Annotated in this window: 11 protein-coding genes; all 11 read right to left on the minus strand. The window is 62.5% G+C overall.

Annotation, left to right across the window (positions count from 1 at the left end; translation table 11 throughout):
- Positions 1-149: 149 nt before the first annotated feature.
- Entirely contained in the window at positions 150-923 is a 774-nt protein-coding gene (locus tag T424_RS20585; protein ID WP_051558885.1) for a thioesterase II family protein, read from the minus strand.
- Complete coding sequence (locus T424_RS20590) at positions 920-3,310, minus strand: beta-ketoacyl synthase N-terminal-like domain-containing protein (protein ID WP_027487386.1); 2,391 nt, start codon at positions 3,308-3,310, stop codon at positions 920-922. The genes T424_RS20585 and T424_RS20590 overlap by 4 nt, the downstream gene beginning before the upstream one ends.
- 60 nt (positions 3,311-3,370) lie before the next feature.
- Positions 3,371-12,235 carry a type I polyketide synthase gene (locus T424_RS0108750; protein ID WP_027487387.1) on the minus strand — a complete coding sequence of 2,955 codons (8,865 nt, stop codon included), beginning with the start codon at positions 12,233-12,235 and terminating at the stop codon, positions 3,371-3,373.
- 79 nt (positions 12,236-12,314) lie between these two features.
- Positions 12,315-18,533: a type I polyketide synthase gene (locus tag T424_RS0108755; RefSeq protein ID WP_027487388.1), complete on the minus strand. Its 6,219-nt coding sequence runs from the start codon at positions 18,531-18,533 to the stop codon at positions 12,315-12,317.
- An 8-nt stretch (positions 18,534-18,541) separates the two neighbouring features.
- The gene (locus tag T424_RS20595; protein WP_051558886.1) at positions 18,542-19,630 is read right to left on the minus strand and encodes an alpha/beta hydrolase; all 1,089 of its coding nucleotides are present in this window, start codon (positions 19,628-19,630) and stop codon (positions 18,542-18,544) included.
- Complete coding sequence (locus tag T424_RS0108765) at positions 19,614-20,843, minus strand: FAD-dependent monooxygenase (protein ID WP_027487389.1); 1,230 nt, start codon at positions 20,841-20,843, stop codon at positions 19,614-19,616. The genes T424_RS20595 and T424_RS0108765 overlap by 17 nt, the downstream gene beginning before the upstream one ends.
- Complete coding sequence (locus tag T424_RS23180; protein ID WP_027487390.1) at positions 20,840-21,598, minus strand: 2-oxo acid dehydrogenase subunit E2; 759 nt, start codon at positions 21,596-21,598, stop codon at positions 20,840-20,842. The genes T424_RS0108765 and T424_RS23180 overlap by 4 nt, the downstream gene beginning before the upstream one ends.
- Positions 21,595-21,834 (minus strand): acyl carrier protein, encoded by a 240-nt coding sequence (locus tag T424_RS0108775; protein WP_027487391.1) that lies wholly within the window; start codon positions 21,832-21,834, stop codon positions 21,595-21,597. The genes T424_RS23180 and T424_RS0108775 overlap by 4 nt, the downstream gene beginning before the upstream one ends.
- Positions 21,824-23,713: an HAD-IIIC family phosphatase gene (locus T424_RS0108780; RefSeq protein ID WP_027487392.1), complete on the minus strand. Its 1,890-nt coding sequence runs from the start codon at positions 23,711-23,713 to the stop codon at positions 21,824-21,826. The genes T424_RS0108775 and T424_RS0108780 overlap by 11 nt, the downstream gene beginning before the upstream one ends.
- Complete coding sequence (locus tag T424_RS0108785) at positions 23,710-24,684, minus strand: 3-oxoacyl-ACP synthase III family protein (protein WP_245269493.1); 975 nt, start codon at positions 24,682-24,684, stop codon at positions 23,710-23,712. Before T424_RS0108785 ends, T424_RS0108780 begins: the two co-directional genes overlap by 4 nt.
- Before the next feature lie 476 nt (positions 24,685-25,160).
- Complete coding sequence (repC, locus tag T424_RS0108790; RefSeq protein ID WP_027487394.1) at positions 25,161-26,381, minus strand: plasmid replication protein RepC; 1,221 nt, start codon at positions 26,379-26,381, stop codon at positions 25,161-25,163.
- Between the last annotated feature and the right edge of the window lie 61 nt (positions 26,382-26,442).

A 26,442-nucleotide genomic window follows, 5' to 3' on the forward strand; every position in this document is an offset into this window, starting at 1 on the left:
CGGGATTATTGAACAGAGTTAAATTGTGTATCGTTTTAAATTCAATCATAGATATAAAATACATTCGAAATAACCTATCTGTATTCAGAGAATGATCCGAGCCGGGTGAAACGAAAATACCCGGCCCTCTGCTTCAGAAATAAGGGGCTCTATGAAACAGCAGCGCACAGTGCTGGCCGGGCCGAATATGCCGCCATGATTTCCTCCATCACCCGGTCTGCCAGCACGGGGAATGTCTGGCCCATGAAGTAGAAGTGCCCGCCGTCGTACTCATGCAGGCTGAAGCTGCGGGTGGTTTCCTCGCCCCAGCATTCCATGACGGCGGGCGGCGCCCAGGGATCCTGCCGTCCGGCAAACGCCGTTACCGGAAGATCGAGGGGCGAGCGGGCGGGATCGGCGAGATAGTGATCGATGGCCGCAAAGTCGGCACGGGCGTTTCGCAGCACGATTTCCAAAAAGTCAGGCACCTCAAGAAAGCGTTCCGGCATACCGCCCAGCGCCATCAGTTCGGCCATGAGCGCCGGGGCGGGCAAATCCTGAAGCCCGCGCCTGGCGCTCACATGCGATGGCCCCTGGCGCCCGGAAACGCCGAGCCAGAAAGCGGGGCAACCCCTTGCTTGCAGCGCCGCAGCCACCTCAAAGGCAATGACGGCGCCCAGACTGTGGCCAAACAGCGCCAGAGGCCGATCAAGAAATCCATCGAGATCGCGAAGGACCGATCCGACAATCCCCTCCATGGTTGATTCCGGTCGCTGGCGGTGACGTTTGCCCCTGCCCGGCAGATCCAGCAGCAGCATTTCGGCATTGGGCGGCATATGACGGCTGAGCCCGAAATAAGTGCTGGAAGAACCGGCAGCGTGATGAAAGACCACCAGCCGAAAGTCCGGATTTGTCAGGGGGCGAGGACGGATCAGGTCGGTCATTCGGCTGCCACCCCTTCACCTGTATGTTTCAGGATATAGTCGGCAATGCCGTCATAAAGCGTTTTCAGCGGAACATCGGTTGCCAGCGCATCCATGGGCAGATCGATCTCATAGCGCTGTTCCACCGTCTTTTTCAAAAGCATGGCGATGAAGGAATCGCCCCCGACATCCAGAAAGGTCTGGTTCTGATCCAGCGCCTCATCGGTGCGCAGCAGCTCGGCCAGTTCACGTTCCACAAAGGATACGAGATCGCGGCGCCCGGCCTTGTCCTCGTCGTCGGTTTGCAACTGCACCATCTCCGCCAAGGCGCCAGTCCTGCCCTGACGCTGGAGCGGCTCCTCGATCCAGAAACGCTGACGCTGGAAACTGTAGACGGGAAGATCGGGCGTGATGCTTGCACCTTCCCCCCGCAAAGCCTCCAGCCGGAGATCGACACCATGCGTGAACAGCACGCCAAGCGCTTTCAGGAAAAGCGTGCAGGTTTCGCGGGCGGATTTGCCCAGCAGCGGCAATTGCCTGTCCTGCACGCTCAGGCAAGGTTGTCCGGCCTCGCTCTTTTCCTTCTGCGCCCGCAGGCCGAGGGCCTTCAACAGCGCTTCCAGCCTTTCCTGCGGCCGCCTTGCGGTCTCAAGGCTCGACAGCGCGGGAAATTCGGCGTCGAGATGGGCAAGCAGGGCCGCGCATTTTTCCTCGTCGCCTGCCTGAAGAACCGGCTTGACGGGTCTTGCCGGATCCATGGGCACCGGCCCGCGCGCAGCCTGTTCGAGCGCCGCGGCAATCGCGACACCTCCCCTGCCCGTCACAGCCAGACGGATGGGCAAGGGCGTACGGCCAACCCGGCTGGTATGGGCAAGATCGGCTGTCAGAGCGTGGTCGGCCACCTCGAACTGCACGGCATAGCTCAGCGCCAGCGCCTTCAGCGCCGAGGCATCGCGGGCCGAAACGAGAACCAGTTCCTCCCGCTCGCCTCGCACCTTGCCATCCGCAGCCGGTCCTTCCCATGCTTCGAAAATGGCGTGGGCATTTGTGCCGCTCAAGCCAAAGGAGCTGACCCCGGCAAGCCGGCGGGCATAGGCATCAGGCCACTGAACGGCTTTCCGGGGCACGTCGATCGCGGTCGCCTTCCAGTCGATCATCGGGCTCAGGCCTGCATCACGCGGCGAAAGGGCGGGCGGGATGATACCGTTTTGCAGCGACAGCACCACCTTCACGATCCCGGCAATACCGGCAGCCGCCTCCAGATGGCCGATGCGCGATTTGACATTGCCGATCCGCAGGGCGGTTGGCCTGCCTTCGGCTGCCGATCCCAGCGTGGCGTCCAGCGCCTGGATTTCGATGGGATCGCCAAGCGAGGTGCCCGTACCATGCGCTTCCACATAGGCAATGTCGGCGGGATCGCATCCGGCATCCTTCAAGGCGGCGGCGATCACCTCCTTTTGCGCCGGGCCGCTCGGCACGGTCAGGCCGGAAGAGGCTCCATCGTGATTGACGGCACTTCCCCGCAATACGGCGAGAACAGGACGACCTTCACGCTCGGCATCGTCCAGACGCATCAGCACAAGCGTGCCGATGCCTTCTCCGCGTCCATAGCCGTTGGCCTCGCCGGTAAAGGTCTTGGAGCGTCCGTCCGGCGCCAGCGCCTTGCTCTGGCAAAGCGAAATCATCAGTTCAGGCGAAAAAATCAGGTTGGTGCCGCCAACCAGCGCGTAACGGCATTCCTGACTGCGCAAGCTGCGCGCCGCAAGATGCAGCGCCACCAGCGAGGAGGAGCAGGCCGTATCCACGCTGAGCGCCGGACCGGAAAAGCCCATGGCATAGCTGATGCGGCCTGCCGCAAAGCAATGGCCGCCGCCCGTGCCGAAATAGGGATCGATCGACAGCCTGTCTTCCTGCCCTAACCGGCGTTCGGGATATTCGCTGGCCATGATCCCGACGAAAACCCCGGCATTCAGCCGTTCGTTGCGCCGAATGGCAATGCCCGCCCGCTCCATGGCCTCCCAGGAGGTTTCCAGCAGCAGGCGTTGCTGCGGATCGAGCGCCTCTGCCTCGCGGGCGGAAATGCCGAAGAATTTGGCATCGAAATGCTCGACATCGGCAAGGAAGCCAGCCCGCTTGACATAGGAGGCGCCCGGCTGGTCCGCACGCGGATCATAGGCTGCCTTCAGACCCGGACGGTTATCGGGAATGTCGCTCAGCGCATCGCCCTCCCCCGTCAGAAAGTCCCAATAGGCCTGCGGCCGGTCCAGCCCGCCGGGGAAGCGAAAGCCCATGCCGACAATGGCAAGCGGGGCGCGCTGTCCGGCTTCCAGCGCCTGGATGCGCGCCTTCAGCCGCCGTGACAAGGCCAGCTGTTCTTCGATGATTTTTCTGAGATCCTGCTCGTTCATGCTGTCTCTTCCTGCCTGTGGAAGCACCTTCTTGCGAAGGTGCCGCGTTTGGTTCGATGCTCAGAAATTGGCCAGATCGTCCTTCACCGCCCGGATGAGATCCTCCAGCGACTGCTGCGATGTCTCCCCTTCCGTCGCCGGCGCAACGGTCCCCGCTTGCTCCTTATCAGGCTCTTCGCCTGCGACCGGCAGCAATTGCAGCAGGAAGCCGCTCAACAGGGGCAGGTTTGGATAGTCGATGGCAATGGTGGCCGGGAGATCGGTATTCAGCGCCTGCGCAAGCTTGGCCCTGAGATCGATCGCCATGATGGAATCGAGCCCTATATCGGCAAAGCCGGTCTCATCCGTTACCGCATCGCGGTCGCCGATCGCCTCGCCCACCATGTCGCTCAGCACCTCATGCAGCCGCTCGGCCCGATCCTCCGGGTCAAGCGGGCCAAGCTCCTGTGCAAGCCACCCCTTGGCCCGCAAATCGGCCTCCCCGCCCTTGCCCGGCGCGCCCGCCGTCCCGGCAAGGCTTTCCAGCGTCGCGGCGCGCGGATGATGGCCCATGGACGCCGCAAAGGCCTGGAAATCGGCAGAAACGGCAACGATATGCGTCTCGCCTCCCGCCGCGGCCAGCGACAGCAAGGGCAGCGCCATGTCGTCGGTGATCACATGCACGCCAAGGCGCTCGGCAGCCTTTGCGGCAGGCCCGGCGGCAGCAAGCCCCCCCTTGGCCGCGGGCACCCACGGCCCCCAGGAAATGCTGGTGGCATTGACCCCACGGGCGCGAAGGGCATGGGCCAGACCATCGAGATAGCCATTGGCTGCGGCATAGCTTGCCTGACCTGCCGAACCGAGGCTTGCCGAAACCGAGGAGAAGAACACCAGCTTCGCCTTGGTCTCGTCCTCGGCCGCCTTGAGCAGCACTTCGGCACCCCGCACCTTCGCGCTGAAGACACGGGCGAAGGACTCCGGCGTGATCCGCTCGAAGGCCTGGTCATCGGTAATGCCCGCCAGATGGAAGATGGCTTCCAGCGGCGCAATCACCCGTGCAGCATCGATGGCGCGGGTGCAATCCTGCGGATTGGTAATGTCACCGGCAACAGTGACGACCGCCGTGCCGCCCGCCTGAAGGTCGCTGATGACGCGCCGTGTCACCTCATCCGGCTGGGACCGCCCCATGAGCACGATGCCCCTGGCGCCACTGGCCGCCGCCATGGCCGCCACGCTCAGGCCAAGCGCCCCAAGGCCGCCCGTCACCAGCACGCTGCCATTCAGTTGCCATTGCGGCGCCTGCTCCTCGATTGGCTGCAACCGTGCCGCCTGCACCCCTCCCGCCTCGATGCTAAAGCGCGTTTCGGTGATTTCGCCGGTGATTGCCGCTCCGATGTCTTCAATCCTTGCCTCCGGCGAGAGCGTGATGCGCACCAGCCTGCGGTCGGCCGCCTCCGCTTCAAGGGCGGTCAACATGCCCCACAGCGCCTGCCGCAGAGGGGAGGCTTCAACACGGCCGTCGGCTAGAACGATATAAGGGGTCTGGCGCGGCGCGTTGCGAATATTCTCGGCCAGTTGCACCACGGCGTGTTCCACATCCGCCGCAGACACGGAACCAATCGTGGCAAAGCTGAGATCAAGGATCCTGGAGGCAAGCTCCACCGCCTGCCCTGTTGCAAGCCCCTTGCCGGAGAGCCATTCCTCAAGCCCGCCCACCGCCGCAAGCGGCCCAAGCACGGCCAGACTCGGGAGGGCAGGGGCGGCCACCGGCTCATGTCTTTTCCAGGCCAGCCGGTAGGCGTGATCCACGCCGCGTTTCAGGCTGCGTTGCAGCAATTCACGCGGGGCATGGCGCACGCGGAAATCATCCACCGAGAGATAGGAGCGTCCTTCGGCGTCGAAGAGGTGAAGATCGGCGGTTTCAACCCGCAGCCTGCCATTGGGCAACGGGTCTGCCTTGCCGATCCGCACGAAGCCCCAAAGCTCGCTGCCCGCCGGTGCTGGCCGATGCAGCGAAAGCCGCGCCGCCGAAAAGGGAATGGCAAGCGAAGGGGCCTCATCGCCCGTATCGTCAACCATGAAGCCCGCGATGGACTGGAACAGGCTGTCGATCAGGCCGGGATAAATCTCGTAATCGTTACGCGCGTCGGGAAGGTCCGGCTGGGCATAGCGCAGCACGGCCTCTTCGCCGCGGATCCACACATCCGCGATCCAGCGGAAGGACGGCCCGAGCGTGTAGCCCAGCGAGCGGAAATGCGCGTAGAAATCCTCGCCGCTGATATGGCGCTCGGCGGAGGCAATGAAGGCCTGCCGGTCCACGGTCAGTCCGGCGCGCGGCGCCTTGTCGGCCAACCGGCCCATCAAATGGTCCTGCCAGATGCCCTGGCCGGGATCGATCAGGCTTTTTACCGCAAGGTCGGGATTGGCGCCCTCGCCGATGATGATCTGGGTCTCGAAGCTTTCCCCGTCGAGAATGACGAGCGCCCTCGGGCAGATCATATCCTCGATCACCACGCGCTTGCCGCTTGCCGCAAGGGCGGAAAACACCGTGCCCAGATGCGAGGCCACCGGCGTGACCACCGTGCCATAGAGGCGATGATCAGTGAGATAGGCCGGAAAATGGCAATCCCGTTCGAAGCTGAAAACCCGGCCATGAATGGCCGGGGAGCGGACTTCCCGGCCCCAATGGCGGCGCGGTCCCGCTGATGCTGCGGCCTGACGGGCGGCAGGCCGCACCTTGGTCCAGTAGCGGGTTTCGGCGAAGGGATAGAGCGGCGCGGAAAGGGCCGGTGCGTGCAGATAAGCGTTGACGGCGGCAAAATCGAAATCCTGCCCGGCCTCGTAAAGCGTCTTGACGGCAGCCAGCATGATCTGGCGGTCGCTGACGCCGCGCTTGAGCGAGTGGGTCGCGCCGCGACGCGGTGCAAGCCCTGCCGCCGTGGTGAGATGGGCAAGCGTCTTGTCCGGGCCGATCTCAAGGCAAAGATCCACACCAAAGCCCGCCAGCGCCTGCAAGCCATCGCTGAAACGCACGGCCTGTCGCACATGACGGCACCAGTAGGCGGCATTATACTCTGCCGGACCTGCCAGCTTGCCGGTGACATTGGAGACGATCGGGATTTCCGGCGCACCATAGGCAAAGGCGGAAATGCGCGCTTCCAGCTCGCCCAGAACCGGCTCCATCATGCGCGAATGGAAGGCATGGGAAACGGTGAGCGGACGGGCCATAATCTTTTCCGCCTTCAAGCGCTCGGCCAGCGCATCGATCTCCGCCTGAAGACCGGCAACCACCGTTGCCTCCGGGCCGTTGATGACGGCAATGTCCAGCGTGGTACCGGCAATCCAGCCGGAAACGGCGTCAGCCGGGGCGGAAATGGCCAGCATTGCACCGCGCTCGGCGCTTTGCATCAAACGGGCGCGGGTGGCGATCAGCGCCAGACCGGATGCCCGGTCGAGGACACCCGCATAAATGGCGGCTGCGATTTCGCCCACGCTGTGGCCAAGGACGATGGAAGCGGTTACGCCATAGGCCTTCCACAGCTCGGCCAGCGCCAGTTCCAGCGCCACAAGCGCTGGCTGGGTGATCCATGTCTGGTTGATCGCCTCCTTGTCAGCGCCGAAGAGGATGAATTCCCGCAGCGAACGTCCGGCAAAATGCGGCGCAAGGATGCGGTCGCAATCGTCGATCACGGCGCGGAACACCGGTTCTGTCTCGTAAAGCTCCCGGCCCATGCCGAAATACTGGCTGCCCTGACCTGAAAACAGGAAAGCGATGCGCGGCTCCTCCAGCCCGTCATGCGCGGGCTTTGCACTTTCCAGTGCCGCAATCAGCTCATCCCGACCTTTAGCGGTGATTGCCCGACGCCTGGCAAAATGGGCGCGTCCCTTGCCTGCCGCAGCCACCAGACCGGCAGGATTGCCATCACCGCCCTGCTTCAACCGTGCCGCCCAGCCTGCCGTCAGCCGCTCCAGCCCATCGGCATCCGGTGCGGAAAGCGGCAGCAGAAACGGTCCGTCGGCGGCCATAACCGGCAATGCATCGGCATCGCGGTATTCCTCCACGATGACATGGGCGTTGGTGCCGCTGAAGCCGAAGCCGGAAATGCCTGCAACCCGCGTTTCCCGGCTTTCCCACGGGGTGAGTTGCCGCACCACTTCCACATTGAGGTCGGACCAGCGAATGTGAGGATTGAGGCTGCCGCTGTGCAGGCTTGCCGGAAGTGTGCGGTTTTGCAACGCCAGCACCGTCTTGATGATCGACGCCATGCCGGAGGCAGATTCCGCGTGGCCGATATTGCTCTTGACCGATCCCAGACGCAAAGGCTCGTTCGCCGCGCGGCCTGCTCCCAGCACGGCATGGGCGGCATCGACCTCGATGGGATCGCCGAGCGACGTGCCGGTTCCATGCGCTTCCAGATAGCTGACGCGCGAAGCGGCAAGGCCCGCATCGGCAAGGGCTGCGGCAATCACGGCCTGTTGCGCCTTGCCACTCGGAACGGTCAGACCGGAGGACGCGCCATCATGGTTGACGGCACTGCCCCTGAGGACGGCCAGAACCGTATCGCCGTCGCGCCGCGCATCGGCAAGGCGCTTCAGCACCACCATGCCCACGCCTTCGGCCCGCACGAAACCGTTGGCATCGGCGGAAAAGGTCTTGCAGCGCCCATCCGGTGAGAGCATATGCGCCCGGCTGACGGCCACCGAGCAGGATGGCGCGGTGATGACATTGACGCCGCCCGCAAGGGCACAGTCGCTTTCCCCGCTGCGCAGCGAACGCAGCGCAAGATGCAGTGCGACCAGCGAGGAAGAGCAGGCCGTATCCACCGCAAGCGCCGGGCCATTGAGGCCAAGATTATAGGAAATGCGGCCCGCATTGGCATTGAGCGCCGTTCCGGTTCCGAAATAGGCATCGAGTTCGCCAAGGCCCCCCTCTTCCAGAAGGCGGGCATAATCCGAATTGGAAATGCCGAGGAAAACGCCCGTGGCCGTGCCTTTCAGCGAGCGCGGATCGATATTGGCATGTTCCAGCGCGTGCCATGCGGTTTCCAGCAGCAGGCGCTGCTGCGGGTCAAGGCTCTCGGCTTCACGCGCCGGAATATTGAAGAAATGTGCATCGAAACGGGAGAGATCGGAAAGAAAGCCGCCCTGATCCGTGGTGATGCGGCCCCGCGCCAGCGGATCGGCATCGTGAAGGCCGGTAACATCGAAGCGTTCAGTGGGCACCTTGCCCACGGTATCGCGCCCTTCGGCAAGCACCTGCCAGAATTCCTCCAGCGTATCGGCGCCGGGAAAACGTCCCGCCATGCCGATGATGGCGATGGGTTCCCGGCCTGCCCCGAACACGGCATTCGCGCGGGCCTCCTGCGGCGGCGCATAGGTGCCAAGCGGCGGCAATGGCGGCAGCACGGCCGGTGGCATGATGGGCGCGACCGGCGCCTGCGGGGCAAGGGCGGCGGGACGGCTTGCCAATTGCTCCACCACATGGGCGGCAAGGCTTGTTACGGACGCATTATCGAGAATGGCAGCCGCCGAAAGGTCGATCTCGAAAGCGGCGCTGATGGCCTGGGCCAGATCCACCGCCATGATGGAATCGAGGCCAAGATCGAAAAAGCCCACATCGTTCTGCACGGCGGCACCATCGGCAAAACCTAAAATGGCAGCAACGATCTTGCGCACCTCCTCGCGGGCGGCAGCGGCACGCGCCTTGAGCGGCAGGGAAAGAATGGCGGTGGCCGCCGGAGAATGCGAGATGTTCATACGGGCTTTCTCCCCAAGATTATCGAAAATGCCCCGCTTGCGGCGGCTGCCGATCACGTCACGGAAACGGTCCCAGTGAACGTCGCAGGCAATCAGTTCGCTGCCCGGTCGCGGGCTCGTGGCGGTGAGCGCGGCAATGCCCGCCCCCGCGTCAAGGGCACTGACACCGAGACGTTCGAAGGTGGCGCGGGCAGCGGCGTCGGCCATGCCGTCAAGCGCCCATGGCCCATAGGCAATGCTTGCGGCAGCCCGGCCATCGGACGTTTCCGCCCCCACTGCGGCCATCAGCCCGCCATTGGCCGCGCCATAGGCCGCATAGCCTTCCGTGCCCCAGACGGCAGTGACCGATGACAGGGTGACGAAGAAATCCGGCCTGTAGCGGCGTGCGATGAGATGCAGCCACCAGGCGCCGGAATATTTGCCACGCAGCGCCGCCTCGAAACCCTTGGCGTCAAGCCTTGCGACCGGCATGGGCGCAAGGCTGCCCGCAGCGTGGATGATGCCGCCAAGGGCGGGCATGGTTTCGAGCGCCTGCGAGATTGCGTTTTCAAGTGCCTTGCCGTCATCGCAATCGGCAGCGACATAGCGAGCCGTCACGCCGAGGGCGGCCAGATCATCAAGGCCTCTCAGCGCCTCCTGCGAAAGCGCTGAACCTGCCGTGCGACCGATCAGCAGCAGATGGCGGGCGCCGGAGCGCGCAAGCTGCATGGCCGTTGCCCGGCCTATGCCGCCAAGCCCGCCGGTCATGAGATAGGTTGCGTCAGGCTTCACCGGCAAAGCCGGACGGAAACTTGCAGGCGCGCGAGCAAGCCGGGCGAGATAAACCGTACCCTCGCGAACAGCCACGAGATCCTCCACCCCGCCAGCAAGAGCATGGGTCAGAATGCCCGCGGCCTCTGCCTCCACATTCTGGCTGAAACCTGAAGCGGAAATATCGACGATACCGCCCCAGGCCTCAGGATATTCAAGCCCCAGAACCGGCGAAAGACCATGCAGCAAAGCCTGATGCGAGGGGAAAAGACGCTCGTCCGGCAGCACGCAATGCTGGCCACGGGTGATGACATGCAGCCTTCCGCCACAGGCCTGAGCGGCCCGCAGGGCCTCGACGATCTCAGCGCAGAAGGCAGCGCCCCTTGCGGCAATGTCCTCGCCATCAACCGCTTCCGGCAAGGGCGGCGCCAGAAGGCCAAGCAGAATGACCCGCTTTTCCTTGCCAGCCAGAACAGGCGCCCCGATGGACAAAGCCGAAACGCTGGCACGCTCGAAGGTGCAGCCAAGCGCCGCAGCCCGTGCGGCAAGCGGGGCGAGAACCGCCTCGTCGTCACCGGCCAGCACCAGCGTGGGGCCGCCAGCCGAAACGGCGGGTGCCGTGGCCTTCTGCCATTCGATGACATGCAGCGCGGGCGGCTCGGCGTGATGCTCTGAAGGTTGCGGTGAAGGCGTGGCGGCGGTGATACTCTCCCCTTCGAACCTGACCTTTTCTGCCTTCGCTTGCGTCAGAGCCGGGGCATGTTGCTGGCGGTCGAAGGGATAGCCCGGCAGGCTCACGACCTGACGCGGCAGCGAAGCGGGATCGATTGCGGGAATGGCTGGCCCCGTCAGGATTGCAGGGCTTGAGCCTCCTGCCGCCAGGACGGCAAGCGCCGCCAGCGCCTCGCTGCGGTTTTTCGCGGATATGAAAACCCGCTCCGGCTGGCGCGCGCGCCCGAAACTGGCCGTATAGGCAAAGGCGGGATAGGCGCTGTCGTCCAGCGCCTCGAGCCGCTGGCGATAATCAGCGGCAAGCGATGCGAGCTGGCCTTGGCTGCGCGCCGAAATTTCAAAGCCTGCGATATCCGCCTTGACAGGTTCGACAGCGGGCGCCGGACCCAGAATGATATGGGCATTGGTGCCGCTCATGCCGAAGGAACTGATGCCCGCATAGGCTCCGGCCGCCCCCCACGGCGTGACGGACCGGGGAAAGCCGATGCCCGTGCCGGAAACATCGATACGCGGATTGAGGGTCTCGAAATGCACGATGGGCGCAAGCGCCCCATGGCGCAGGCAGGCAATGGCCTTGATGAGGCCTGCCACCCCGGCGGCAGCTTCCAGATGGCCGATATTGGTCTTTACCGCACCGATATGAAGCGGGGCGCCATCGGTTTTGCCGGCAATGGCGCCGACGATCGCTTCCATTTCGATGGGATCGCCAAGCGAGGTTCCGGTGCCATGGGTTTCGATATAGCCGATGTCGGCGGGTTGAAGCCCTGCATCGGCAAGGGCCGCCTCAAGAAGACGGGTCTGGGCCAGCACGTTGGGCGCGGTAAAGCCGCTGGAGCGGCCATCCTGATTGAGCGCCGAGCCGTGCAGCACCGCCAGCACGCGGTCGCCATCGGCAAGCGCCTGATCGAGCTTCTTCAGCACCAGCATACCGCCGCCCTCGCCACGGGTGAAGCCGTTGGCGCGGGCATCGAAAGCCTTGCAAAGCCCATCGGGCGAGAGAGAGCGGGTTTCGCGCACCAGCCGGGTGGAACGCGGCGAAAGAATGAGGTTGACGCCGCCTGCAAGCGCCACGTCGCACTCGCCGCGCCGAATGGCCTGCGCGGCCAGATGCACCGCCACGAGCGAGGAGGAACAGGCCGTATCCACCGCCATGGCCGGACCTGTCAGGCCAAGCGTGTAGGAAATGCGGCCCGCCGCGAAGCAATGGCCATTGCCGGTTGCCCAATAGGCATCGGGATCGTCACCCTGCCAGTCGCGATAATCCTGGCCGGTAATGCCGATGAAAACGCCGGTGGTGGCGTCCTTCAGTCTTTCGGGAGCAAGGCCTGCATCGTCCAGTGCCTGCTGGCTAACCTCCAGCAGCAGGCGGTGCTGCGGGTCCAGAGCCTTGGCCTCGCGCGGGCTGATACCGAAAAAGGCGGCATCGAAACCCGTGACATCTTCCAGAAATCCGCCCTTGTGCGGCAGACTCTCCCACTCCTCGGCAAAGCGGGCGCGACGTTTTTCCGGCATACGGGCAACGAGGTTGCGACCCTCGCTCAAGGCCTGCCAATAGGTGGCAAGATCGTCGATGCCGCCGGGAAAACGCATACCAACCCCAATAATGGCAAGCGGCTGACGGGTGCCGCGGGCATCGAGTTCGGCTTTCAACTTGCGGATCGTATCCAGGGCGCGGGTCAGCGGCGTGGCGGCAGATTTGGTTTCCATCTGGTCTACCTCTTTCGGTCGGGTGCCGTCCGGGCATGATGGCCCGGCAGGCGACCCTTGAGATGTCGGGAATTGCGGATCAGGCAGCTTCGGCGAACATGCGCTGGCACAGCACGGCCGACAGCGCCCTTGCATTGCCGTAGGTCCACAACAGCGTCGGCGAGAGCTTCAGGCCGAAAGCCGCCTCCAGCCGGTTGCGCAGTTCAAGACCCATGAGGGAATCGAGCCCCAGAGACTTGAAAGGCACATCCGATGCGAAGCTTGCCGGATCGAGCCGCAGCACGCGGCCCGCAAGCTCACGCACCTTTTCTTCGGCCAGCGCCAGGCGTTCTTCCTCGGAGGCGGACTGGAGGTGGAGCTTGAAATCCTGCCCGCCGGTGGCCTGTCCACCGCTGCGCGAGGCCTCCAGCAGCAGGTGCCAGCTCGCCTGCGCCGCCGTGTCGGGATAGGCCTCGAACCATTGCCGCAGGTTGAGCGGCACATAGCCCACCGCCACTTCGCCCTCGACGAGATAGCGTGTCAGCGCCTGCCAGCCTTCATCCGCCGTAAAGCTGCCCATGCCGCGTTCTTCGAGACGCGCACCGCGAATATCGTCCTTGGCCGCAAGGCCGATTTCAGCGAACGGTCCCCACTGGACCGCAAGGGCGGCAAGCCCCTCCTGCCGTCTGCGCTCGGCCAGCGTATCGAGAAAGGCATTGCCGGAGGCATAGATTGCCTGACCCGCATTGCCGAACAACGAGGCGGCGGAGGAGAACAGCACGAAGAGATCCAGCGGATCCTGCCGGGTCAGCTGATCGAGATGGATTGCGCCATCCACCTTGGGCCGCAGCACGCGCTGCACCTGATCTGGCGTGAGGTTGACGATCAGAGCGTCGTCCAGAAGACCCGCCGCATGAACGATGCCGCGAATTGGCGTCATTTCCGCGCGAATGGTATCGAGAACGCCTGCCAGCGCCGCACGGTCGCCCACATCCACGGCGAAGCTTCGCACATTTGCACCCCCGGCGCGCATAGTCGCAATCGCCTCGCCTGCTTCGGCGGAAGGCACTGAGCGCCCCAGAAGAGCAATGGACCCTGCCCCATGCGCGACCAGATGGGCGGCAAGCGACAGACCGAGCGCACCCAGACCGCCGGAAATCACATAGGTCGCATCCGCGCGGTAACGTCCGGCCCGCAAAGGTTCGGGCGCAACATGCGTCACCGTTTCCGGCGCCGACAGCACGAATTTGCCGACGTGATTGCCCTGCGCCATGGTGCGCAAAGCCTCGGCGGCATTGGCGAAATCATAGGTCATGAGGGGCAAGGGCTGAAGCCTGCCCGCATCCACCGCCGTCCATACATCGGCCATCAACCGGGCAAAGCGTTTGGGACGGCGTTCCATCAATCCGGCAAGATCGACGGCAGAGATGGAAATACGGCTTTTGAACACACCAAGATTGATCGAACGGCCGCCGTAAATGTCCTTCTTGCCCACTTCGATGAAGCGGCCATCTTCGGCAAGGCATTCGAGACCAAGAGGAATGGCCGCCCCCGTCAGGGAGTTCAGCACGACATCGACGCCCCGTCCCTCCGTCACCTCGCGCACGGCGTCGGCCCAGTCAAGCGTGCGCGAGCAGAAGACATGCTCAATGCCCATGCCGCGCAGCAGCGCGCGCTTTTCCTCGCTGCCTGCCGTTGCAATGATGCGTGCCGAACGCATCCGGGCAATCTGAATGGCGGCAAGGCCAAGGCCGCCGGTGGCCGAATGGATCAGCACCGTCTCGCCCTCTTCCAGACCGGCAAGGTCAACCAGACCATACCAGGCGGTTGCCATGACCAACGGCAATGCGGCGGCCTCTTCGAAGGAGAGTTTTGCCGGAATGGGCCGCACATGGCCTGCCGCCAGCGTGACATGCGAGGCAAAGGAGCCGAAGGCGCAGGCCACGACCCGGTCGCCCACCGCAAGCTCGCTCACGCCTTCGCCAACCGCCACCACTTCGCCCGCGCACTCCCCGCCAAGGCGCGACGACTTTTCGTCGAGACCCGGATAGGTGCCCATGGCCTTCATGACGTCGATGAAGTTGAGGGCCGCGGCCTTGACCGCAACCTCGACCTCGCCCTTTCCGGGTGCCGTGCGGCTGAGCGGGCGATATTCGAGACCATCCCAGAAGCCGGGACGCGCCGAGACCAGCCGGAAGGGCTGGGCGGGCGTGTTCCATGCCACGGGCTCAGGTTCATCCTGCCGGACGCCCTGGGCAAGCCGGCCAACGAAGCGGCCTGCCTCGCGCAGCACGACCTGATCCTCGCCGGAGAGCGACAGAAGTTCCAGCGCCGTTTGCGCCGCCCAGTCTCCGGCCTGCGGATCGACATCGATCACCAAGCCCTGAAGCTCGGGGTGTTCACGGCGCAGAACCCGCAAAAAGCCCCAGTAAAGCCCTGCGCCCGGATCGGCGGGCGTCGGCGTGGCGAGACTGCGGGCATGAGCCGTGACAATGGCAAGGCGTGGCTGGGAGGCGAGAGCCCCTGCCTGCCGCACCACGGCGGCAAGTTCATGCAATCCGGTCTTTTGCGCCTCTATACCGGCCTCGGCCTTCGGCGCGACATAAACGATACCGGCAACCTCGGCATTGGCCGGAAGCGGCCCGGAGATCACCCGCGTGACCTGCCCGCCAGCGGCTGAAAGAGCCGCAGCAAGGTCATCCGCGCCATCCCTTGCCGTGCCATAGACCAGCCAGGCAGCCTCCGCCGTTTCACCCGTTCGCGGCGCCGCAATGAAATCGAGGCGGAAACGCCGCGCATCGGCATCGGACTGCCCGTCCTGCTGTTCCAGAACCTGCAAGGCAATGCCTTCCATGGAGGCAAGCGGGCTCTTGTCGGCGGCATAGAGGAAAATGTCGAAACGGGGAGAACCACCCTGCTCTCCCCTCAGGCTGGCATGGGCAAAGACCTGCGTGACCGGCTGGGCGGGATCGGTGAAGAAGGCAACCTTGGCCACCTCCACCGGCACCACGGTGCTGGAACCATCGAAGAGCGCAAGCGAGGTTTGCAAGGCGGCATCCCAAAGCGCTGGATGCAGCCCATGCGGGCGGGCGCTGGCGCGGGCGGGCTTTGGCAACGAAATCTCGGCCAGCACCTGCCCCGCCTCCCGCGTCAGGCGAGTTATGCCCTGGAAGGCGGGACCGTAATGGATGCCGCGCGCCGAAGCTGCCTGATAAAAGGCTTCGACCGAGAGAAGGTCAGCTCCCAGCAGATGCTCGGGAAAACGCCGCGTTTCGGTGGGAGACAGGCGATTATGGAAACGGGCCGTCGCATTGGCAGCCCAGACCGTGCTGCCCGCTTCCAGCGAACGCAGGCTGATTTCGCCACCATCGGTAATCGTATCCCGCACGGTCAGGCTGGCGCGCACGGGCTGGTCGGTTATCGTCAGGTCGCCGGTGAATTTCACCGCGCTCAATTGCGCGGGCATGATGCCGGTGCGGGCGCGGGCCGCCGAAAGCGCCAGCGCCATCATGCCAGCGCCGGGGAAGACAACGGCCTCATGCACCTTGTGGTCCACGAGCCACGGATTGTCGTCAACACCGATGTCGAGCGCGCCCTCCCAGGCATCGGGCTCGGTGGCCGACGGCAGAAGCTCGACCTCCAGCCCGGCCCGGCCGGTACCCTTGCGGCGCGGCGCACCCACCCAATAGCTCGTCCTTTGCCACGGATAGGCTGGCAGCGGATAATCTGCGCGCGGCAGAAGGCCGAAGGGATCAAGCCCGGCGGCATAGGCACGCGCGTGAAACAGCATCACGTCCTTCAGGCTGCCCTTGTCGCGCAGCATGGTGGACAAGGCCACCGGCGGATCTGGCTGATCTGCCGCCAATTGCTCGATGGCCGGGGCAAGCCCCTTATGCGGCGCAACCTCGATGACATGCGTGACGCCTTCGGCAAAAAGCCCGGTCATCACATCGGCAAACATCACGGGCTCACGCAGGTTGCGCACCCAATAGGCGGCGTCAAGCTCCTCGCCGCGCATGTCGCGGACCTCGACGGTGGAGACGAGACGCACGTCTCCCGCCATGGGCTTGATGCCGGTCAGCGACGCATGGAGTTCCTCCTTGAACTCGTCCATGTGATGGCTGTGCGAGGCATAATCCACCTTGATGAGCCGGTTGAAGGTTTCCTCCGCGTCAAGCAGCTCCTTCAGCGTCATCACGGCATCGGCATCGCCAGACAGCACGGTGGAGCGCGGGCCATTGCTGACGGCAATGGAAATCTGGTCCTCGAAGCCTTCCAGTGCCGCCTTCGCCCCGGCAAGATCGAGATCGACGGCCAGCATCAACCCACGCCCGGCCTTGCCGCGAATGATGGAGGAACGCATGGCAACCACACGGGCTGCATCTTCGAAACTCAGCATTCCGGCCACGGTTGCAGCCGCCACTTCGCCCTGGCTGTGGCCAACAACCATATCAGGCTCAATACCCGCTTCACGCCATAGCGCCGCCAGCGAAACCATCATGGCCCACAGCACCGGCTGGACAATATCCACCCGCTCCAGCCATTGCGTCCCGGCGCGGCCGGAGACAATTTCCATCAGATCCCAATCGACAAGGGGCTTGAGCGCTGCGGCGCAGCGCTGCATGACATTGCCAAAAACCGGGCTTTCCTCAAGAAGCCGTACCCCCATATCCGCCCATTGCGATCCCTGTCCGGGGAAAACAAAGGCGATCTTGCCCCGGCTTCTGGCGCTGCCGGTTACGCCAAACTCCCCTTCCTCGCCATTTGCCAGCCAGTGTTCGAGGCTTTCGCTCAACGATGCGGCATCCGTTCCAACAAAACCCGCACGCCGCATCAGATGGCCGCGTCTCAAGGCAAGGGTTCCGGCAATTTCGGCTGCGTCTTGCGGCTTTGCCGCCAGAAGATCGATCACCTGGCGGGCGCGTTCTTTCAACGCCGCCTCGCTATGGCCGGAAAGAGCAAGAAGCACCGGCGTTCCATCGTTCTTGGCGGGCGCAGGCTGCTGGTCCGGCGCAGGTGCAAGAATGATATGGGCATTCGTGCCGCCCCAGCCGAAAGAGTTGACCCCGACATAGAAAGGTTTGTCGGCCGGCAATGCGACGGGCGCATCGGGAACCTTGAGCCCAAGCGCGGCAAAATCGATGGACGGGTTCAGAACGTCGCCATGCAGGTTCGGCGGCACAACGCGATGCTCCACGGCCATCACCGCCTTGGAAAGACCCGCAAGACCTGCGGCGGCTTCCAGATGCCCGATATTGGTCTTGACCGATCCGAGAATAATGGGCTCCAGCCCTGTCTCCTTACGCTCGCGCCCGATCACGCGGCCAATGGCACCGGCCTCGATGGGATCGCCAACCGCCGTGCCCGTACCATGCGCCTCGATGTAGCGCACATCTTCAAGGGCAACGCCCGCCTTGCCGTAAATGGTGGAAAGAAGGTCCTCCTGACCGTCAGGGCTTGGCGTGACAAGGCTGTCACCGCCGCCGTCATTGTTGACGGCGGAGGCAACGATCACGGCATGAATGCGATCTCCAGCCGCCACGGCATCTTCCAGCCGCTTCAGATAAAAGGCGATGATGCCTTCACCGCGCACGAAGCCATCGGCACTGGCGGAAAAGGCCTGGCACCGCCCAACCGTCGAAAGCCCGCCGAAATGGGTGAGACCGATCGAAACATCGGGCGCCAGCACGAGATTGACCCCGCCCACAAGCGCTGCTTCGATTTCGCCATTGGCCAGGGCCTGCGCGGCAATATGCATGGCAACCATGCCGGAAGAACAGCCGGTTTCCACGGTAAGACTCGGCCCCTTGAAGCGGTAGAAATAAGAAACCCGCGAGGAGATGACATCGAGCGCATTGCCGACGATGGAATGCTGCGTGGTGGGCGCACCATGATCCTTGCGCAGCAATTCGTAATCATGCCATGACGCGCCGACATAAACGCCAATGCGCCGTCCCGCCAGCGTCTCCGGCCTTTGCCCTCCATCTTCCAGCGCCGTCCAGCTTGCTTCCAGCATCAGGCGCTGCTGCGGGTCCATGTCTTCGGCTTCGCGCGGAGAAATGCCGAAGAAAGTGGGATCGAACTGGTCCAGACCGTCGATGAAGCCGCCCACCGCCTGTACGCTTTTTTGCGGATCGAGCGGCTGGCTGGCATCCCAGCGATCTTGCGGGACGGGACGTATGGCGTCGCGCCGCTCCATCATGAGTTGCCAGAGGCCATCCATGCTCAAGGCGCCGGGAAAGCGTCCGGCCATGCCGACAATGGCAAGGCGCTGTTCGGCAGAAGGCTGAGACTGCGAAGAGGAAGAAGACTGCGTCATGAAAGACCTCAGGAATGATGAAGGCGGCGACCGGCAAAACGCAGGCGCAGGCGCAATATCTGCTTGATGAAACGGCTAAACATGGCCCGCCCCGTATGCTGGAGCAGGAGGGAAAGAATAATCAGGCGGGTTTCTGTAAGGTGGTTGGGCGCGCCGTGGACGTCGTGAAAGGCGTGCAGGTGGAAATCGGGCACAAGACTTTTCGCCTCCTCCCATTCGCTGGCCGGAATGATCTCGTCTTCCAGCGCGGCCACGTAATGCAAAGGCACGCCAATTCCTTTCAATTCCGCCTCGCTGAGGGCAAGGGTCGAAAGGGCGTCGTTCACATCCTCCTGCGGGCAGGAAAGCGCGACGGACAATGCAAAGCGGGTGATCGACGGCATGGAGGCCTTGGCTTCCTCATCCCGGAAAAACGCGCTGAGCGGCGCACCTATGGTGACGATGCCCCGGATGCGCGGATCCCTGAGGCCATGCACTGCCGCCAGATAGCCACCGAAACTGGGCGCCACGATCAATGTGCGCGACACATCGCATTCATAGGAGACAGTCGCCATGATCGCGCCGTAAAGTGCTGCGGCGGAACGGTCGTAGCGCAGCGGATTTTCGCCCATGCCGGGGAAATCGGCAATTGCCACCGCCGCGCCAAGCTTGCGGCCAAGCTTGAGAAATCCGCCCCACTGCTCCTTCAGGGAAACGATACCGCCCATCAGGATCACGAGCGGGGCATCCCGCCGCTTTGCAGGCGAGAAGAGAAAGGTAAGTCCATGCTCACCAACCCTTGCAAGCCGCCTTTGCCCGATGCCGGCCTCTTTCATCCAGCGGGAAAAGCTTGCCGTGCAGGCTTCGCCCGCATGGCGCTTGGCCGGGCTGTCCGCGGCAGGAAAACGGGCCAGATTATAAAGATTTGCCGCAGAAAGATGGTCGTTACGTTGCTCTGCCTGAGCCGCCTTCTGCGACCACTCGCAAACCCAGGACCCGGGCCCATCGCCATCCATGCTGACAATGCGCGAGAGAACATCGTCGATGAAGGAGGGCGAAAAGCCCATGTGGCGGGCATGAAGGCCCACGAATTGCTTTGCCTCAGGCAGCTTTGCCATGCAGCACCTCCACCGGCATGTCGTGGGGGGCGTTCAGCACCTTGTCCAGCAAACGGTATTTTCCCGGATTGAGATTGAGCAGCCGGAGTTTGGCCCGGCGCAGCATCGTGCCAACAGCGGAACTCTTTGCCAGATTGGCCTCTTGAAGCCGCTGAAAATGCGTAACCATGGCCTTATGCTTGCGCCGCAGTGCCGCCGTGGGCTCAAGGGTGGCGGCGGGAACCGGACCGATACTCTGCTTCAATGCCTCGGCAATGACCGGAGCGAAATAGATCGTATCCTGAAGCGCGAGGTTAACCCCCTGCCCCAGGATGGGCGTGGCCGTATGCGAGGCATCGCCGATCAGCAACAGACCGTCCCGCGACCATTGATCGACTTCCGCCGTGAAAATTTCCAGAAAGGAGGTGTCGTTCCAGCTCTGGATATGGGTATTGACCAGATCTGCAAGCCGGGGATCGAGATCGATGACACTGGCGCGGAAGGCCTCGATGCCCTGACGGCGCGCATCGCCAAAGCCCTTCTTGGGCACGTTGTAGCCAATACGCAGCAGATCGGGAAAGGTCGGCAGGATGACCAGATGCCGGTCTTTCTTGACGACGAGTTGCGATTCATGCAGCCAGCCTTCAGGCCGTGGCAGCTTGAACCACACGAAATCGCGTTCCATCGGCGTGATCTTCGCCTTGAGACCCGAAGCCTTGCGCACTGCCGAAAACCGGCCATCGGCGGCAATGACCAGACGCGCGCCGATTTCCAGCGGCTTGCCATCGGGATCTTCGAGCCGCGCCCCAGCAACCTTCCCGTCCCGCTCGATCAGGCCGGTGAACTGGTGCCCCATGAGAAGGCGAAAATTAGGGAAGGTCACGGATTGGCGGTTGAACGCGCCGATCATTGCCGGTTGGGGAATATCGATCGGCAGGGCGTCGATCGGAAAGCGCCGGTAATCCATGGACATGATGCTCTGGCCCTTTTCCCGGAAGGAAATGCCCTCAAGCTCAACGAAGCCATGCTCTTCCAGACTGGGGCCGAAGCCCAGCTCGCGAAGGGTGAGTACCGAGCGCGCCGCGATGGTTTCGCCGCGGAAATTGCGCTCGAAGTCCAGCCCCTTTTCGGCCAGAACAACATCGACACCCCGACGCGCCAGAAGATTGGCCATCAAGGCCCCCGCTGGACCCGATCCGATGACCAGGACATCGGTTTGATGGTGATTGTTCATTGTTCCGTCCTCCAGTTTTCAAGGGATTTCTTGATGGATGCGAGTATTTCCGCTGCCAGCGCCCCATCCAGCACGCGATGATCGAAGGTCAGCGACAGGGTGAAAACCGGCCTGACCACGATGGCGCCATCCACGACGACGGCCTTTTCGGCAATGCGCCCGACGCCCAGGCCTATGGTTCCGGCAATCATCGGCAGGATGGCGCTAACATCTTGTTGTCCGACCGACGTGACCGAGAAATTACCCTGGAATTCTGCCCGTTTACGCGGATTGCCCAGGACGAGGTTATAAACGAGCCGCATGAGCGGCAGGGGAAGACGATGCAGCTTTGCAAGTGCGGCGAAGGGGCCTGACGGCGCAACCTCGGCCTGCTTGTGCAAATCGATGGCGGCCTGAATATCCTCAAGGCGTGCATGATCGGGATCGGCAACCGTTCCGGACACCACGCAGCGCACCGTGCCGATCCGCTTGTCGAACAGCACCTTGGCTGTCAGCCGCGGGCTGCTGGCCAGTTTTGGAAACAGGCCGTCCTTCAGCACCATCCGGGCGGGCGGCGTGGCGGAGATAACCGCTGCTGCCGCCTTTACGATGAAGCTGACATAGCTGATGCGGTCGCCGCCCGCCGCCCGCGCCGCCTTCAAGGCGCTGGCGTCGATCTCGGTCATCAGATAGACGTGGGCCGTCTGGCTGGCATCCTTCAAAAAAGCATAGGTATGACCTCGCTCGCGCGGGAAAGGATGGAGAGGCGCATTCATGCCGTGCCCTCGGGCAGCTTGATTGCGCCTGCAACCCCGGCCACGGTTTCGGCCGCCATGAACAGCTGGTAATCGACCGGCTGGCCGGTTTCACGCTCCAGAAACACCAGCACACGCAGCGCGTTGACGGAATCCCACCCGGCAACTTCGCAAAGTGCCGTCTCTGGCGTCAGCTTTGCTTCGTCGAGGTCCAACAATTCGGCAATCACGCCGATGACAACAGTTTCAAAGCTCATGAAAGGCCTCCGCACCTTCGGTGATGTCGAGATAGGCAGGCAGGGCTGGCAATTGCGCCAACTCATGCCGGAAATCGGTTTCGCTGACGGCTGCAAAGCCCAGCCGGGGGAAGAAATCCGCAAACTGTCCGTTTTTGGCGGTCTTGATAAAGCGACCGTTCACGCAAGGCAGGCCTTTGTCACGCGCCGCTTTCAGAATGAGGCCCAGCAGCAGAGCCTCGACACCGCGCGAGAACACCCGGCAACTCATGACGAAATTGTCGATGGAGAGGCCGCCCGCTTCATCCCGCCCAAGCGCGATGGCCGCGATGAGGCCGCTATCGCCAAAGCGATCGGCAAGCCTTGCACCGAAGACGGACAGGCCGGGACCGGTAATCTCTTCGGCGGTAAAACGCCGCCCCGTGAGATTGAACTGATTGGTCTTGGCGAAGAGCTGGACAATGCGCCCCTTGTTCAGTTCGTTGAGCGGCTCGATGGTGAGGCGGGACTGCAATCCGGCCAGATAGCTGTCCATCGACAGGCTTTCCGACTGAAGTTCCGCGCGGGCAGCCTCGGCCCGATACATCGCGACACGCTCACGATCTTCAGCCGTCAGTTCCAGCAGGTTGAAGTAATTGCCCAAGGCCAGCGCTGTCGCGAAGGCCGCTGGCTCGGCCGGAAGATCAACAATGGCAACCTCCGGCAGGAAGGAGCCCACCGCATCGCGCTCAACCGGGTGATCGTCCAGAAATACCATGGCATCGAGCCCGATATTGATACTGCCCGCCTGCGCCCGGATATTTTCCGCCTTCGGCTGCCAATTGGCCGTGATGACCGTAAAATCCTCCGGTCTCAGCACCATTTCCGGATGATTGGCCAGCGCATCGCGGGCATTCGCATCGTCGTTTTTCGAGCAGACCGTCAAAAGCACGCCCTGGCGCATGTAGTCACGGGCCAGTCGCTGCACCTCCAGATGGGCCGAGCCCGGATAGGATCCGCCAATCTCCAGCCCCGCCGTGCCAACATCGCCGACCACCCCTCCCCACAGCGTATTATCCAGATCGAGAACCAGACACTTGGATGCAAGGCCGAGACTGGCCTTTGTCACCGCTGTCATTTCAAGCGCCACGCCCTTCAGAAAGTCAGGTCCATAGGCATGACCGGCCACATGATGCATCCGGTGGCTGGCAAAGGGGCTTGCCCCCGAAACCGCCAGGCTTTCGGCCAGGGCAAGCACCACCGGCCCGCCTTCGCGGGAAGCAAGGGCCAGAATGGCGCAGTTCATGGCATTCCATGCCGATACCAACCGCGCCCGGCTGCGATAGTCTCGCAGACGCAAAAGCCGCAAGGGTGAAAGAGGAATTGTGCCCAGCACCACCTGTCCACCCGTCAGGCTGCGGCAGGCTGCCGACCAATCCGCCAGTTCTCCGGCAAAACGCTGAAGACGTGCCTCCACTGCCTCCAGATCGAGGCAATCGGCAATATCGGCAAACACCGCCTCGTCATCGAGGAGACAGAGCGTGAGTTGCGGTTTGTGAACGGTGAGCAATTCATGACCGGAAAGGACATCGAAACGCCACTGATTGAAACCGCTCAACCGAATATCTCCGACGATACCCTCTCGCAAAAGCGTCGCCATGAGCAGATTGGGAAGACTGTCGAGGGTGGAACTGCCCAGGATTGCCAATCGCTGAGCCCGCAGGCCGGGAACCTCAGCTAGAACCGCACGGTCCTTCTGCCCCGAGAGCAGCGACCCCGCCGCATCCAAATCCAGCGGATCGACGAGACCCGCCAGAATTTGCCTGATCCTGACAACAGAGCCTGCGAGGTTTTCACGCCGCAGTGCACGCAATTCCGCCATTGGACTACGATAGAGGGTTTTTTCGGATGTGCTGGTCATGCAAACCTCAATGCCATGCCGGACATGATCCATTTCGAGGATTCCACCGTCGCCACCAGCACACGGCTGCCGCCAGCCGAACCGTCCGCCACCTTCTGCATAAGGCGGTTGAGTTGAATGAAGGGCAGCGCATTGCCGTTATTGCCGGTCTCGGCGACGCAGTTCACCGCCTGATCTGGCCGTACGCCCAGAAAGTCCCGGATCTTCTCGGTCATCACCCCATTCAGCTGTGGCGTCAGGACATATTCGACCTCTCCAAGCTGCCAGTTGCGGTTTTCAAGCAACTCATCGAGGATGAGGCGCGACACCTCCGGCACATGCCGTTCAATTGCCTTATAGTCTTCCTCGCCCATGGCCTCACCTGCGGCCGCGCCCCCCGCGCCAAACCACTTGACGATTTGCGCCGGCTTACGGCCAAGCCCAATGCCGCGCAAAAAGAGATGCTCGACATTGAGACCCGCACCCTGCGGGTCAGCCGCAACCACGGCTGCTCCACCGCCATCACCGAACAATGCGAAGTTCACCATCTCGGCTGGCTTCATCTGACGGGAGTCTTTCGCAGATGGCCACATTTTTCGGCAGGTGTCGGCGCCAATCACCAGGCCAAGACGATAGCCGCTTGCCAGAAGCGCCTTCGCCGTAAACAGCCCCTGGAGTGCACCGGCACAACCCGAAGTAAGCTGAAGGGTCGGGATATTGTTGATGCCAAGCCTGTCTGCCACAAGATTGACCGTTGCTGGCATCAGGTGGTCGGGAGAGGCTGTGGTAAGGATCAGAAACTCAATATCAGCGGCCTCTACGCCTGCCGCTTTCATCGCACGCCGACCTGCCTCGGTGGCCAGATCACCCGTGCTTTTTGGCACACCCTCGGGGCTGTCCAGCCGACAGAAATATCGGCTCCGGTTGCCCGTCATCCCATCAAGCCATTGTTCATGCAGCCCAAATTTGGTCGCAAGGTCACGATTGGTCACCGGTTCTCCCGGTAAGACCTCACTCAAGGCGACGATCCTCACGAGGACCTCCTCTATCTCGATTGTGAGCTTCGGGCGATGGTGACTACGGGGGGCAAATAAGCGCAACCACCAGAATATTTCTCGCCGACAGATGCAACCTTCTGTTATGGGATGAAAACTTCAACCTAGGGAAAACACCGTATTTTCAGCACCACTTTCGGTAGTGTCAATAATTCGGTTTTGTTTTCAATACAATTGACGCAAAAGGGCTGCATCGAACCTGATGGAATCGGCTTCGGGAATGTGTGAAATCCTGAACCAAAAGCAGCCGGTGCACCCGACAGGTGATAATGACATGAGACTGGATGAAGGCCGTTTCTATCCAGATCCTAAAACGCGCCGCGTTTGCATCACCAATCAGATCAGCCTGACCAGAGCTATTGTCAGCTTTTATCGGGACAATCCTCTAGCCAGGTCTCACTATCGGCAGGCGTTTACGTCTGAGCGCCCGGTTTTGACCTTTCTAGCGCCTGTAACATCGGATAGATGCTGAATTGGCCTTTTTCCGCTTTCTCTGTCAGCGTTCGCAAATATCCCCCTGCCGAACGGATGGTATCGGTTTTTTCCAGCATCGCCGCGATAACCACAGCCGCCGCTTGCTCACCCAAAGCTCTTTTGGCTTTTGCCCACGCATCCGGAGAAATCCCCAGCATCGTTCTGACAACTTCGGCAGCCGCGACCACATCGCTCCATGAACTGATACCAGCCTTCGTGTAATCACCGAGCTGCGGACAAATCGTCTTCAGCTTCTTGAGGCTTATCGCCAGTTTCCTGGGCGCATCATTCGGAGTTCCGGCTGCCGCCTTTTCATGTTCTTTGCCGTTTATTTCAAATATCTGGTCTGTGTTTGAATTATGATAATGCCGCTCGTTATGATGGTCATTGCAGCTCATTTCTTCCTCAGAAAGGCTTGAAAGATAAGCGTTTTCGACTTCTTTGCGGAGTGCGGACAGTTGGGCGAGCCGTTCGCGCAATTCGCTTAGGCTCAGCGTGCCGCGCCAGCGCGCATTGATGCCTTTCTGCTCAAGAGAGAATTCCAGCCATTGGCCGGCGCGGCTCTCTTCGATTGCAAGCGCGATGATCTTGCTGATGTCACGATTGGCAATAGTGACTTCACCGCGCAGGGATCGTTCTGCCTTCATCCGTGCACGCGCCTCTTCGGCCGCCATATAGATCTCGTCGGCGCGAAGAGCCAGAGGCGCCAGATCGAAGCCATAGGCATCCTCAAGCTGGCCGTATTCATCTTTCCGGCAAAAACGTTTTCCATTCGCGCTATCACGACGCAGGATCATCCCGGCCTCGACAAGGGCCGCAAGGTGCCGGCGGATCGTCGCTGGCGCCATGCCACGGGCGCGCACGCCCAATTCCCGGTTGGAAGGAAATACGATGACCGGACGACTCCCATCGAGCACACGATCAGGATGGAAGCTGGCCAAGGCTTCCAGAAGGCAGATTGCCCTGTCGCCAAGCCCAAACTGAAGCCGCGCCTCGGTAAGCGCCCGCAGAAGCTGCCACTTGTCGGCCTGCGCCGAACTGTTGCCCGTCGCGCCGTTTTCACGAAGGTCGCTCTGCCGCTTTACCAGTCGTGCCTGCCGCGCAAGCACCCGCGCAGAGGCCCCCCCGGCGCCAAAAGGCGTCGTTGCCAGTCGTTCCATCTTTTTCCCCTTCACAGGGAGACAAAGCCCGCAACGACGGCCCAAAAATGCGCAAAATCTC

This window comes from Allorhizobium undicola ORS 992 = ATCC 700741 (assembly GCF_000621665.1).
GTDB classification, from domain to species: Bacteria; Pseudomonadota; Alphaproteobacteria; order Rhizobiales; family Rhizobiaceae; genus Allorhizobium; species Allorhizobium undicola.